This window comes from Pseudomonas asiatica (assembly GCF_009932335.1).
Taxonomy (GTDB): Bacteria; Pseudomonadota; Gammaproteobacteria; order Pseudomonadales; family Pseudomonadaceae; genus Aquipseudomonas; species Aquipseudomonas asiatica.
This window is the reverse complement of record NZ_BLJF01000001.1, coordinates 3,436,641-3,448,532: the sequence shown is the minus strand read 5'-3', so window position 1 is coordinate 3,448,532 and position 11,892 is coordinate 3,436,641. Positions and strand designations below refer to the sequence as shown.

Sequence of the window (11,892 nt, the reverse complement as noted above, 5' to 3'; positions counted from 1 at the left end):
GTCTGCTGAAGGTAGTGCCGGGGAAAAATCGCTACCGGCAAATACTTAGTTCAGGAATTTCTGAACTAAAGGCGGCAGAGCGGTTAGACTGCGCGCTAATACCCCCTGCGGAACCGTTGCACCATGGCCTCGACCTTGCCCGACCTGAAACTGCTGCGCATCTTCGTCAGCGTGGTGCGCCACCAGGGCTTTGCCAATGCCCAGCGCGAGCTGAACCTGTCGACCTCGGCCATCAGCACCTACATGAGCCAGCTGGAAGGTGCCCTGGGGATCGTGCTGTGCCACCGTGGCCGTGGCGGCTTCAGCCTGACCAGCAAGGGCGAGCTGTTCCACCAGGAAACCCTGCGCCTGCTGGCCGAGCTGGACGGCTTCGAACAGTACGCCGCCGCCCTCAAGGGCGAGTTGCGTGGCACCCTCAACCTGGGGGTGATCGATTCCACGGTCGGTGACAGGGCCTTGCCGCTGGCCGAAGCCATTGGCGCCTACAGCCAGGAACACCCGGCGGTGCACCTGCACTTGTCGGTATCCAGCCCTTACGAGCTGCAACTGGGCGTGCAGGACAACCGTCTGGACCTGGCGATCGGGGCGTTCTCCTCGCGCATGAGCGGGCTGCTCTACCAGCCGCTGTACCGTGAGCAGCACTGGCTGTACTGCAGCAGCCGCCACCCGTTGTATGCCGAACGGCGCATCCCCGAGCAGGTGGTGACCCAGCAGCGCATGGTCGGGCGTGGCTACTGGAGCCAGGCCGAACTGGCCCGGCATGGCTTCAAGCACAGCGCGGCGACGGTGGAGAGCATGGAGGCGCAGTTGATCCTGATCCTGTCCGGGGCCTACATCGGCTACCTGCCCGAGCACTATGCCCAGGCCTGGGTCGACAAGGGCGACTTGCGCGTGCTGTCGCCGTCGACCTTCGGCTACCAGGCACCGTTCTCGCTGATCATTCGCCGCGGGCGCAGCCGTGAGCCATTGATCCAGACCTTCCGCGACCTCCTCAAAAGCCAGCTCAACGTGGGCTGAAGCCCGGCATATGCTGTATTTCGTCGGCACCCGTTAAATTGTTGGTGCTGTCGACCGACAACATAATGGCGTCCTGCTATATATCAAATTTGCGTGTGCTGCTGTCTACCTCCCTTTCATCCTGCAAGGATTGCCCAAGATGCGCATGAATTTGCCCGTCACTGAGCACGAAAGAACCTTTCCCAACGATCAACGCCTGATTTCCACCACTGACCTCAACAGCCGCATCACTTACTGCAACGACGCTTTCGTGGCGATCAGCGGGTTCACCTACGACGAGCTGGTCGGCCAACCCCACAACCTGGTGCGCCACCCGGACATGCCGCCGGCAGTGTTCGGCCACATGTGGGAAACCATCAAGCAAGGCAAACCGTGGATGGGGGTCGTCAAGAACCGGGCGAAGAACGGTGATTACTACTGGGTCAGCGCCTACGTCACGGCCATCTACGAGCAGGGCCGCATCAGTGGCTACGAGTCGGTGCGCTCGGTGCCCACTCGCGAGCAGATCCGTCGCGCCGAGGCGTTGTATGCGCGCCTGCGGGCCGGCCGCACACCGGTGCCGTGGGCGGCCCGCCTGCTGCATGGCCTGGGCCACGGTTGGCCATTGATAGGTGCGGGACTGCTGTCGGCGGCGGGCTACCTGTGGCTACCGCCCTACGCGGCGCTCGGGGTGCTGATGGCCAGCCTGCTGCTGGCCTGGTATCTGGTCGAGCACCGGCAGAACCAGGCGGTCCGGCGCACGCTGGCCGAGCATCCCAAGGCCTTCACCAGCCCACTGGTGGCACTGACCTACAGTGATAACCCAGGCCTGCAGGGCCAGCTGGATCTTGCCATCATCAGTGAAGAAGCACGCCTGCAAACGGCCTTGACCCGCCTGGTGGATGCCGGGGTCGGGGTGAAGTCGCGGGCAGCGCAGTCGTCCGATTTGTCCGATGCCCAGGCACAGATGCTCGACCGCCAGCGCAACGAGACCGACCAGTCCGCCGCCGCCATCGCGCAGATGGCGGCGACCATCCAGCAGGTTACCCACAACGTGCAGAGCACGGCGCACGCAGCGGGCGATGCCGACCAGCTGGCGCAACAGGGCAGCGAGCTGGCGATGCAGAGCCTGCAAGCCATGGGCAGCATGAGCAATGCGGTCAACGACATCGGCCAGGCGGTCAATGCCCTGGCTGAGCAGACCCAGTCGATCGGCAGCGTGGTCGATGTGATTACCTCGATCGCCGAGCAGACCAACCTGCTGGCGCTCAACGCAGCCATCGAGGCGGCGCGTGCCGGCGAACAGGGGCGCGGGTTTGCCGTGGTGGCCGACGAGGTGCGTTCGCTGGCCCAGCGCACCCGTGCCTCGACCGAGGAGATCCACCAGATCATCGCCTCGTTGCGCGCCGGGGCAGCGCGCGCGGTCAGCACCGCCAGCCGCGGCGAGCAGATCTCGCGGGACAGCGTGCACAGCGTCGAGGCGGTGCAGGCAGCGTTGAGCGGGATTGCCCAGGCGGTCAGCCGCATCACCGGCATGAGCCAGCAGATGGCGACGGCGTCGGAGCAGCAGAGCCATGTGGCCGAGGACATCAACCAGCAGATCGTGCGCATAGCCCACCTATGCGACCAGAGTGCCGGGCAGGCCAGGCAGGGCGCGGAAATCAGCCAGGACCTGGAGCGCATGGCGGAATACCTGCATAGCCTGGCAGAGCGGTTCAACCGTTGAGATCGCCGGGGCCGCTTTGCGGCCCTTTCGCCGGCAAGCCAGCTCCCACAGGTATTGCACAAGGCTCAGGCCTGTGGTGATCCTGTGGGAGCTGGCCTGCCGGAGAAAGGCCCGCAAAGCGGGCCCCGGTTCTGTGGCAAACTGTTCCCGCCAAGGAGAACCCCATGCCCAGACCCCGCTGCGAGCGCTGCCAGCGCCCGCTCGACCATTGCCTCTGCCCACTGATCCCCGCGCTCGACAGCCGTACCCGCGTCATCCTGCTGCAGCACCCCAGTGAAACCGCCCATGCCCTGAATACCGCCCGCCTGGCCGCCCTTGGCCTGAACAACGCCGAGTTGCGGGTAGGCGAGGTATTCGATGACCTGAACGAATTGCTGGCGACCCCCGGTTACCGGCCGGCCCTGCTGTTCCCGGGCGACGACGCCCAGAGGTTGGTGGCCTATGGCAAGACGGACGACAAACCCTTGCTGTTGATCGTACCCGACGGCACCTGGCGCAAGGCACGCAAGCTGTTGTACCTGAACCCATTGCTGGAGGCGTTGCCGCGAGTGACGCTGGGGGCTGTCGCGCCTTCACGCTACCGCTTGCGCAAGGCGCCGGAGGCGGGGGCGTTGTCGACTATCGAGGCGGTGGTGGGGGCGCTCAATGCGCTTGAGCAACCGGCCTGTTTCGATGCATTGCTGGCGCCGTTCGAGGCATTGATCGAAGGGCAGATCAGGGCCATGGGCGAGGAGACGTTCCGGCGCAACCATGGCAGCGAGTAGGGGCTGGGGGCTGCCTTGCAGCCCATTCGCAGCACAAGGCTGCTCCTACAGGAAAGCGCGCAACATCTGTAGGAGCAGCCTTGAGCTGCGAATGGGCCGCAAAGCGGCCCCGGCTATCTCGAACCCGATCAACGCATATCAGGCAAACGTGCCTCGGTGCGTACTTCGGTGGTAGCCAGCGCTTCCGGTGGCAGCGAAATACGTTGCTTGGTCAACAGCTCGCCCATGGTCGCCAGCACGCGGTAGCGCGAGAACTCCTCGGTATAACGCACCTCGGTGTAGCGGCGGTCGGCGTTGTACAGCTCGTTTTCACTGTCGAGCACGTCGAGCAGGGTACGTTGGCCCAGGCCGAACTGGTCCTGGTAGGCGGCACGCACGCGCTTGGTGGTCTCGGCGTATTCACGCGCAGTCGGCAGCTGCTTGCTGGCGTTGTTCATGGCGTTCCACGCCAGGCTCAGGTTTTCGGTCAGCTCACGCAGGGCGTTATTGCGGATGTCCAGGGCCTGGTTGATCTTGTGCGCGTCGGACTGCAGGCGAGCCTTGTCGCTGCCGCCGCGGAACAGGTTGTAGTTCATCTCCACGCCGGCTTGCCAGTCGTTGTTGTTGTGGCCTTTCTCGCCACCGGTGTTGTTGTTGGCACCGGTAGCCAGAATGGCGTCGAAGCGTGGGTAGAAGGTCGACTTGGCCACTTCGTATTGCTGCTCGGCAGCATTGACGTCAGCCTGGGCAGACTTGATGTACGGGTTGTTCTGACGCATGCCGTCGCGGGCTTCATCGAGGGTGCCAGGCACCTCGCCCTTGATGGACTGCGGGCTTTCCAGCTCGTCCGGCATGCGGCCGACGACGCTGAAGAAGTTGGCTTCGGCATCGGCCAGGTCGACTTCGGCGGTGTCCAGGTTGTTTTCCGCCAGGGCGCGACGTGCGCGGGACTGGTCAAGGTCGGCGGTGCTGCCGACGCCGCGCTCGTTGCGCAGGCCGATCTGGTCGTTGACGCGCAGGTGGGCTTGCAGGTTGTTCCTGGCCAGGGTCACCAGTTCACGGCGTTTGAGCACTTCCAGGTACACCTCGACTGCACGCAGAGCGACATCCTGGGCAACGGCCTGGGTGTAGTAGGCGCGGGAGGTGGAGACCGCTTCGGTGCGGCCCACTTCATTCGAGGTGTTGAAGCCGTCGAAGATCATCTGCCGCAGGCGCAGCTCGGACTGGGTGTAGTTGAGGGTTTCCTTGTTGTGGTTGCCCTCGGCACGCGTCGTGGTGTTGTCAGAACGCTGGCGGCCATAGCCTGCGACCAGATCCACGGAAGGGTAATAGCCACCACGCGCAAACTTAACATCTTCATCGGCAGACAGCTTGCTGTTGCGGTTGGAGCTGACCTGCGGGTGGTAGTCCACGGCGCTCTGGACAGCCTCGGTGATCGACATCGCCTGTACGTTGGCACTCGCCAGGGCCAACAGTAATGCACTGGTGATGGGGTTCAAAACGCGCATGGTACATCTCCCTGATCCTGGAATTGATCCTGCTATTCGCCAAAAAAATGACGATAAAGTTATTTCATATAGTGTTGCAGGTTTTTAATAACACAGCTAAGTACATTCAACGCGATAGACAAGAAGATTTATTCATATCAAATTGCCATAATCTAATTAAATAATCTAACAGGCTCGCAGTTGAACCTTGGAAATGGCGGCGTAAAGCTCCATTAAGGCCAATGAATACAGGGCTTTAACCGACTTCCAGAATCATTTCGGATAAGGGAAGCACGAATTAGGCGAAAGTGATATTTGGCGACAGAATATTGTCACTTTGGCTTGTGCAGGGTTTTCTGGCTGAGGATATACAGGCTTACCAGGACGGCACTGGACAACATGAAGATGCGTGCCCAGAACAGGGGCACCAGATAGCACGACAGGCCGATGCTGGCCCACATCAGGCCGATGGCGTAGACCTTGCCCTTGAGGGGGATACCTTCACCACTGAGGTAGTCACGGATCCATGGCCCGAGCTTGGGGTGATGAACCAGCCAGTGGTGAAAGCGCGGCGAACTGCGGGCAAAGCAGGCAGCCGCCAATAGCAGGAACGGGGTGGTGGGCAATACCGGCAGGAATATCCCCAACACCCCCAACGCGACGCTGAGCCAGCCGGTGGCCAGCAGCAGGTAGCGCACAGGCGACTTAGTGGTGACGTGGCTTGAGCAGTGCCGGCTTTTCGTCAGGGGCATGCAGCAGCAGGAACAGCGCCGTCAGTGCTTCGGGGATCTGTACGATCATGTCGTCCTGCAGGTTGGCGTTGCTGGCGATGTCGGCGAACTCCGGTTGCTCGTCGAACAGGCCCGAGCCGACCATGATCGGCAGCAGCATCTCGCTGACTTCTTCCTCGGCGTTTTCGAACCAGGCCTCTTCACGCAGGAATACGCCTTCCATGAAGCCGATGCACCAGCCGCGCAGGTCGGAATCGTCCGGCTCTTCGGTCAGGTCGAGGTCGCACGGCAGCTCGAATTCATCGTCGCTGGCCAGCTGGCGGGCGATGTGTGCCTTGAGCGCTACCAGGGTGGCCTCGATCTCGGTGCGCTGAGCGTCGCTGGCGTAGTGCGGCTCTTCGGCGAACAGGGCGTCGATCCATTCGCGCTCGGGCACTTCCTCGGCATTGATCGACAGGGCGGTGAGGTAGCCGTGGGCGGCGACATAGTCCAGCGCTTCTTCGTGCAGCTCGTCGGCGTCGAGGAAGGCTTGCAGGCGGGTCAGTTGCTCGGCGAAGGACATTACAGGGCTACCTTGGGGAATAAACGATAACGAATTCTAGCACCTTGCGACGGCAGCGGGGTAAAGGGAACGTCTATCGCCGTGGTGCCCTGCGCGGGGCGGTGCTGCGGTATACTCCGCGATTTTTCATCCAGGGGCAGGATTTGCCGGCCGCCTGGCAAAAACCGCTTACGCATTTGGCGTGTGCGGGGCGGGTTTTTCGTCCAGCCTGTATCCGGGATGGTACGGCGATTTGTGGAGTTGCACATGCTCGAACAGGCTCAGCGCGTTCTCAAGGACGTCTTTGGCTACGACAGTTTCCGCGGGCGCCAGGCAGCGATCATCGACTGCGTGGCTAATGGCGGCGATGCCCTGGTGCTGATGCCCACCGGCGGCGGCAAGTCGTTGTGTTTCCAGGTGCCGGGGCTGCTGCGTCCGGGCCTGACAGTGGTGGTCTCGCCACTGATCGCGCTGATGGACGACCAGGTCGCCACGCTCGACGAACTGGGTGTGCCGGCTGCCGCGCTGAACTCCACGCTGACCCCCGAGCAGCAGCGTGACCTGGCCGGGCGCCTGCGCCGTGGCGAAGTGAAGATGCTGTACCTGGCACCGGAACGCCTGGTGCAGCCGCGCATGCTCGACTTCCTGCGTGATCTGGATATCTCGCTGTTCGCCATCGACGAGGCCCACTGCGTGTCGCAATGGGGCCACGATTTCCGCCCCGAATACCTGCAACTGGGCCAGTTGGCCGAGCTGTTCCCGCATGTGCCGCGCATAGCGCTGACCGCCACCGCCGACATGCGCACCCGTGAAGAGATCGTCCAGCGCCTGCACCTGCAAGGCGCCGAACGCTTCCTGTCGAGTTTCGACCGGCCCAACATCTTCTACCGCATCGTGCCCAAGGAGGCGCCGCGCAAGCAGCTGATGGCCTTCCTCGGCGAACGCCGCGGCAACGCCGGTATCGTTTATTGCCTGTCACGCAAGAAGGTCGACGAAACCGCTGCCTTCCTCTGTGACCAGGGCTTCCCGGCGCTGCCGTATCATGCCGGCCTGGCAGCCGAGACGCGCGCGGCCAACCAGCACCGTTTCCTCAACGAGGAAGGCCTGATCATGGTCGCCACCATTGCCTTCGGCATGGGCATCGACAAGCCGAACGTGCGTTTTGTTGCCCACCTTGACCTGCCCAAGTCGCTCGAGGCGTACTACCAGGAGACCGGCCGTGCCGGCCGTGACGGGCTGCCGTCCGATGCCTGGATGGCCTACGGGCTGCAGGACATGGTCATGCTCAAGCAGATGCTGCAGAACTCCGAAGGGGACGAGCGCCACAAGCGCATCGAGCAGCACAAGCTCGATGCCATGCTGGCCCTGTGCGAAGAAACCCGCTGCCGCCGCCAGTCACTGCTGGCCTATTTCGACGAAACCCTCGAGCAACCGTGCGGGCACTGTGACAACTGTGTCGACCAGGTGCAGACCTGGGATGCCACCGAGCCTGCCCGCCAGGCGCTGTCGGCGGTGTTCCGCACCGGCCAGCGCTACGGCGTCGGGCACCTGGTCGACGTGCTGCTGGGCAAGGACACCGAAAAGGTGCGCAATTTCGGCCACGAAAAACTCTCGGTTTTTGGCGTCGGCAAGGGGCTGGCCGAGGTCGAGTGGCGTTCGCTGTTCCGTCAGCTGGTGGCGCGCGGCCTGGTCGACATCGACCTGGAAGGCTACGGTGGCCTGCGCCTGTCCGACAGCTGCCGGCCGCTGCTGCGGGGCGAGGTGACCTTGCAGCTGCGCCGTGACCTCAAGCCGCAGACCACCGCCAGGACGTCGTCGTCCAGTGGCGGCAGCCCGGCCAGCCAGCTGGTGCGTGCCGAAGAGCGCGAGCTGTGGGAAGCACTGCGTACCCTGCGGCGCAAGCTGGCCGAGGAGCACAGCGTGCCGCCCTATGTCATCTTCCCCGACTCGACGCTGCTGGAGATGCTGCGCAGCCAGCCGGTCAGCCTCAGCGACATGGCCCAGGTCAGCGGCGTGGGTGCGCGCAAGCTGGAGCGTTATGGCCAGGCCTTCCTCGAGGTGCTGAACAATAGCGGTGGCACCGAAGAAGCACCGAAAGTGGTGCTCGACCTGCGCCACGAACTGGTCAGCCTGGCACGCGCCGGCATGACCCCGGCGCAGATCGCCGGCCAGCTCAACTGCAGCGAGAAGAACGTCTACAGCCTGCTGGCCGAGGCGCTGGGCCGCCAGGAACTGAGCCTCGAGCAGGCCCTGGACCTGCCGGAAGACCTGTTGATGGAAGTGCAGGATGCCTTCCTCGATGGCGAGGGCGAGCTGCCACCGGTGTCTGCGATCGTGCCGCTGTTCGGGGGGCGGGTGCCGGAGGGCGTGCTGTACTGCGTGCGGGCTGCGCTGGCGGCCGAGTTCGAGCTGTAAGTGGTGACAGGATCGGAGGCAGAACTGCCATCTGCTGACCTTTGTCATGTTTTTTGACGATTATCGAATATTCCAGGGTGCCCGAGCCTTGCCTCGTGGGGCGGGCCATGGTTAGCTGCCTAATAATTAGATCTATTCAATGAGTTGCTTATGCCCCTGACCGACAACCAACACCGCTTCGGCATGCAGCTGGCCCAGATGTCCCGGGGTTGGCGTGCCGAGCTGGACCGCCGCCTGGCCGGGCTCAACCTGTCACAGGCACGTTGGCTGGTGTTGCTGCACCTGGCCCGTTTCGAAGAGGCCCCGACCCAGCGTGAGCTGGCCCAGAGCGTGGGCGTCGAAGGCCCGACCCTGGCGCGCCTGCTCGATAGCCTGGAAGCGCAGGGGCTGGTACGCCGGCAGGCGGTGCTGGAGGACCGACGGGCGAAGAAAATTGTGCTGTGCCCGCCGGCCAAGCCGCTGATCGACCAGATCGAGACCATTGCCAATCAACTGCGGGTAGAGCTGTTCACCGGGGTGGATGAGGCGGAGCTGCAGGTGTGCATGCGGGTGCATGCCAAGATCCTGGCCAACCTGGAGAAATCCTGATCAACCTGCACCCGCGATCGTTGTAGGAGCAGCCTTGTGCTGCGAAGAGGTCATTCCAGGCACAGAACATCTTCTGTCAAACCTGCCTCTTCGCAGCACAAGGCTGCTCCTACAGGTTCAGTGCAGGCCCTAGAAGGTATGCCCAAGGTTCAGGTACACCGCCTGCTCATGCGCACTGTTGGCACCATAAGTGAAGTTCAAGGGCCCCAGCGGCGTCTCCAGCCCCAGGAAGATGCTCGCCGCATTGATGTACCCACTGTCGAACTCGTTGTCGTTGTTCCACGCCCGCCCTCGCTCCAGCGACCCGCCGATGTACAGCGGGAAGTCCAGCGGTACGTAGGCCCGTGGCGTCAGGCGGCGGTAGTAGACCATGCGCATCAGGCTCACGTTCTGCCCCGACACCGAGTCCTGGCGAAAGCCTGACAGCTCCCGCGCGCCACCCAGCACGAAGCTCGACGTCACCACCTCGGTATCATCCAGCGTGCGCCCGTAGCGCCCGCCCAGAACGAAGGTGTTCGGCCCGCTGCTGATGGCCTTGTCCAGGTTGAACATCCACTGCCGGTAATCCTGGTCAGAATCCAGAGACTGGTCATACTTGCGCAAGGTCAGGCCGATATCCTCGCCGCTGTGCGGGAAGTACACATTGTCCAGGGTGTCGAACGAGTACTTCAGCTCGTAGAAACCTTCGTTGAAACTGACCTTGGGCAGGTCCTGGTCGCCGATGCGCACCTCGGCCTCGCCCCAGGCCTTGCCCACGCCCAGGCGCACTTCACCGTTGGTACCGATCTGCCGCCCCACGTTAAGGCCAAAACCGTAACGCTCCAGGCGGTACTCGGCTACCGGGTCGTTGTCCAGGGTGGCTTCGATGTTCTGCGAGCTGAAGTCCAGGTACGGTGCGATGAAATAGCGCGAGCCCACGTCCAGCGGCTGGTAGAACTCGCTGTACAACTCCTGCTGGTCGCCGATCTGGCCACGGGTCAGCCATTCGGCGCCGAGGCTGTTGATGCCGTTTACCCGGTAGCTGGCGCCCAGATTGAAGGCGCTGTCGCCGCGCAGGTCGTCCGACAGGTTCAGGCCCAGGCGCAGGTAGTCGGTGCCACCGCGTCGGCCCCGGGCGTTGATCACCAGGGTGTTGTCGTCGCCCTTGTGCACCACGCGGTACTGCACCCGGTCGAAGTAGTCCAGTCCGTACAGCGTGCCCATGTCGGTCTGCAGGCGGCCTAGCTCCAGCGGCGCACCGATCGGCTGGCGGATGTACGAGCGGATGACCTCGTCGCTGACCTTGGAGTCGTTCTCGATCCTGATCGCGGTTATCGTTGGCGTGCGCTGGCGTGGCGAGCGGGCCACGGCCAGGCTGCTGTCACCTTCGGGCTGGCGCAGGGCGACAAGGCGCGGGTCGAGCAGGCGGGTGGCGCGGTAGCCGGCCTCGATCATTTCCCTGGCGCGGCCAAAGTCGGTGACGCCAAAGGCGGTCAGCGGTGGCTGGATGAGAATGTCGTCGCGGTGCAGGCTGGCCAGTTGTTCTTCCGAGTTGCGCCGGGTCATCAGGGTGATCGACTGATTGAGCACGTCGACCACCGTGGCCAGCTGCTTGCGGTCACGCAGCGGCGTGCCGATGTCGACCACGATGGCCAGGTCCACACCCATTTCGCGGGCGACGTCCACCGGGATGTTGTCGACCATGCCGCCGTCCACCAGCAGCCGGCCGTCCAGCTCGACCGGGGCGAACACCGCCGGGATCGACATGCTGGCGCGGATCACCTGGGGCAGGTGACCACGGCGGAACACCACCTTTTCGCCACTGGCAATGTCGGTGGCCACGGCGCGGAAGGGGATTGGCAGCTTGTCGAAGTCACGGGTGTCGGCGGTGTGCGCCAGCTTGCTTTCCAGCAGCAGCGCCAGGTTCTGGCCCTGAATCACCCCCAGCGGCAGGCCCAGGCTGCCGTCGTCGCGAAAGCTGAGCTTCTGTTTGACCAGAAAGTCGCGGTCATCCTGCTTGCGCCGGAACGGCACGTCCTTGCGCGGCGGGGCATCGGACAGCGCCTGTTGCCAGTCGAGGGTGGTGGCAAGCTTTTCCAGCTCTTCGACGCTGTAGCCAGAGGCATACAGGCCGCCTATCACCGCCCCCATGCTGGTGCCTGCGATAGCGTCGATGCGTACCCCCTGTTCCTCCAGGGCCTTGAGCACACCGATATGGGCCAGGCCGCGGGCCGCGCCCCCCGACAGCACCAGGCCAACCTTGGGCCTGGCCGGTTCGGCGGCGAATGCTGTGAAGGAGGAGAGGGTGAGCAGGAAACAGAACAGCAAACGGCGCATCGTGAGTCTCAAACCGTGGGCTAAAGACCGCTAGTATAAGCGGCCACTCATCTGGAGATGCCTCACCATGGCCGACAGCAAACCGGAAATTGTCATCACGTATTGCACCCAGTGCCAATGGCTGCTGAGGGCCGCCTGGCTGGCCCAGGAACTGCTCAGCACCTTTGCCGACGACCTCGGCCGAGTGGCCCTGGAGCCTGGCACCGGCGGTATCTTCCGCATTACCTGCAATGGCGTGCAGATCTGGGAGCGCAAAGCCGACGGTGGCTTCCCCGAAGCCAAGGTGCTGAAGCAGCGGGTGCGCGACCAGATCGACCCGCAGCGTGACCTGGGTCACAACGACCGCTGA

The 11,892-nt window shown here is 63.5% G+C and carries 10 protein-coding genes and 1 pseudogene; 7 read left to right on the top strand and 4 right to left on the bottom strand.

Translation table 11 applies throughout. The features are described from left to right. The first annotated feature begins 123 nt into the window (after window positions 1–123). The 4 genes and pseudogenes from GYA95_RS16035 (at window position 124) to GYA95_RS16025 (ending at window position 3,486) form a co-directional block, all read left to right on the top strand. Window positions 124–1,017, top strand: coding sequence for a LysR family transcriptional regulator (locus GYA95_RS16035; RefSeq protein WP_013973692.1), 894 nt, complete (start codon window positions 124–126; stop codon window positions 1,015–1,017). 139 nt (window positions 1,018–1,156) lie between these two features. Beyond that, window positions 1,157–1,465 (top strand): annotated as a pseudogene (locus GYA95_RS28330) (PAS domain-containing protein); the annotation flags it as partial. Between the two features lie 228 nt (window positions 1,466–1,693). Further along, a complete protein-coding gene (locus tag GYA95_RS16030; RefSeq protein WP_371035233.1) occupies window positions 1,694–2,722 on the top strand; it encodes a methyl-accepting chemotaxis protein in 1,029 nt (342 codons plus the stop codon). Window positions 2,723–2,886: 164 nt separating this feature from the next. Beyond that, on the top strand, window positions 2,887–3,486 hold the full coding sequence (locus GYA95_RS16025; protein WP_015271291.1) for a tRNA-uridine aminocarboxypropyltransferase: 600 nt from the start codon (window positions 2,887–2,889) through the stop codon (window positions 3,484–3,486). A gap of 128 nt (window positions 3,487–3,614) precedes the next feature. Here GYA95_RS16025 and GYA95_RS16020 read toward each other — a convergent pair whose 3' ends face one another. The 3 genes from GYA95_RS16020 to GYA95_RS16010 form a co-directional block, all read right to left on the bottom strand. Continuing rightward, window positions 3,615–4,973 (bottom strand): TolC family outer membrane protein, encoded by a 1,359-nt coding sequence (locus GYA95_RS16020; RefSeq protein WP_003259075.1) that lies wholly within the window; start codon window positions 4,971–4,973, stop codon window positions 3,615–3,617. 311 nt (window positions 4,974–5,284) lie between these two features. Next, the gene (locus tag GYA95_RS16015; RefSeq protein WP_161551430.1) at window positions 5,285–5,704 is read right to left on the bottom strand and encodes a YbaN family protein; all 420 of its coding nucleotides are present in this window, start codon (window positions 5,702–5,704) and stop codon (window positions 5,285–5,287) included. Continuing rightward, on the bottom strand, window positions 5,658–6,245 hold the full coding sequence (locus GYA95_RS16010; RefSeq protein ID WP_013973687.1) for a YecA/YgfB family protein: 588 nt from the start codon (window positions 6,243–6,245) through the stop codon (window positions 5,658–5,660). Before GYA95_RS16010 ends, GYA95_RS16015 begins: the two co-directional genes overlap by 47 nt. A gap of 246 nt (window positions 6,246–6,491) precedes the next feature. On the opposite strand from GYA95_RS16010, the gene recQ reads away from it, so the two are divergent. Both recQ and GYA95_RS16000 read left to right on the top strand, forming a co-directional pair. After that, window positions 6,492–8,639, top strand: coding sequence for a DNA helicase RecQ (gene recQ / locus GYA95_RS16005; protein ID WP_015271290.1), 2,148 nt, complete (start codon window positions 6,492–6,494; stop codon window positions 8,637–8,639). Between the two features lie 150 nt (window positions 8,640–8,789). Then, window positions 8,790–9,227, top strand: coding sequence for a MarR family transcriptional regulator (locus GYA95_RS16000; RefSeq protein ID WP_013973685.1), 438 nt, complete (start codon window positions 8,790–8,792; stop codon window positions 9,225–9,227). A gap of 129 nt (window positions 9,228–9,356) precedes the next feature. Here GYA95_RS16000 and GYA95_RS15995 read toward each other — a convergent pair whose 3' ends face one another. Continuing rightward, complete coding sequence (locus GYA95_RS15995) at window positions 9,357–11,543, bottom strand: patatin-like phospholipase family protein (protein ID WP_013973684.1); 2,187 nt, start codon at window positions 11,541–11,543, stop codon at window positions 9,357–9,359. A 67-nt stretch (window positions 11,544–11,610) separates the two neighbouring features. Between GYA95_RS15995 and GYA95_RS15990 the strand changes: the two genes are divergently transcribed. Then, the gene (locus GYA95_RS15990) at window positions 11,611–11,892 is read left to right on the top strand and encodes an Rdx family protein (RefSeq protein WP_003259082.1); all 282 of its coding nucleotides are present in this window, start codon (window positions 11,611–11,613) and stop codon (window positions 11,890–11,892) included.

Bases quoted from the DNA above. Each gene is read 5' to 3' on its own strand.
- GYA95_RS16035 (WP_013973692.1), top strand. From the start codon at position 124: ATGGCCTCGACCTTGCCCGACCTGAAACTGCTGCGCATCTTCGTCAGC.
- GYA95_RS16030 (WP_371035233.1), top strand. From the start codon at position 1,694: ATGGCCAGCCTGCTGCTGGCCTGGTATCTGGTCGAGCACCGGCAGAAC.
- GYA95_RS16025 (WP_015271291.1), top strand. From the start codon at position 2,887: ATGCCCAGACCCCGCTGCGAGCGCTGCCAGCGCCCGCTCGACCATTGC.
- GYA95_RS16020 (WP_003259075.1), bottom strand. From the start codon at position 4,973: ATGCGCGTTTTGAACCCCATCACCAGTGCATTACTGTTGGCCCTGGCG.
- GYA95_RS16015 (WP_161551430.1), bottom strand. From the start codon at position 5,704: ATGCCCCTGACGAAAAGCCGGCACTGCTCAAGCCACGTCACCACTAAG.
- GYA95_RS16010 (WP_013973687.1), bottom strand. From the start codon at position 6,245: ATGTCCTTCGCCGAGCAACTGACCCGCCTGCAAGCCTTCCTCGACGCC.
- recQ (WP_015271290.1), top strand. From the start codon at position 6,492: ATGCTCGAACAGGCTCAGCGCGTTCTCAAGGACGTCTTTGGCTACGAC.
- GYA95_RS16000 (WP_013973685.1), top strand. From the start codon at position 8,790: ATGCCCCTGACCGACAACCAACACCGCTTCGGCATGCAGCTGGCCCAG.
- GYA95_RS15995 (WP_013973684.1), bottom strand. From the start codon at position 11,543: ATGCGCCGTTTGCTGTTCTGTTTCCTGCTCACCCTCTCCTCCTTCACA.
- GYA95_RS15990 (WP_003259082.1), top strand. From the start codon at position 11,611: ATGGCCGACAGCAAACCGGAAATTGTCATCACGTATTGCACCCAGTGC.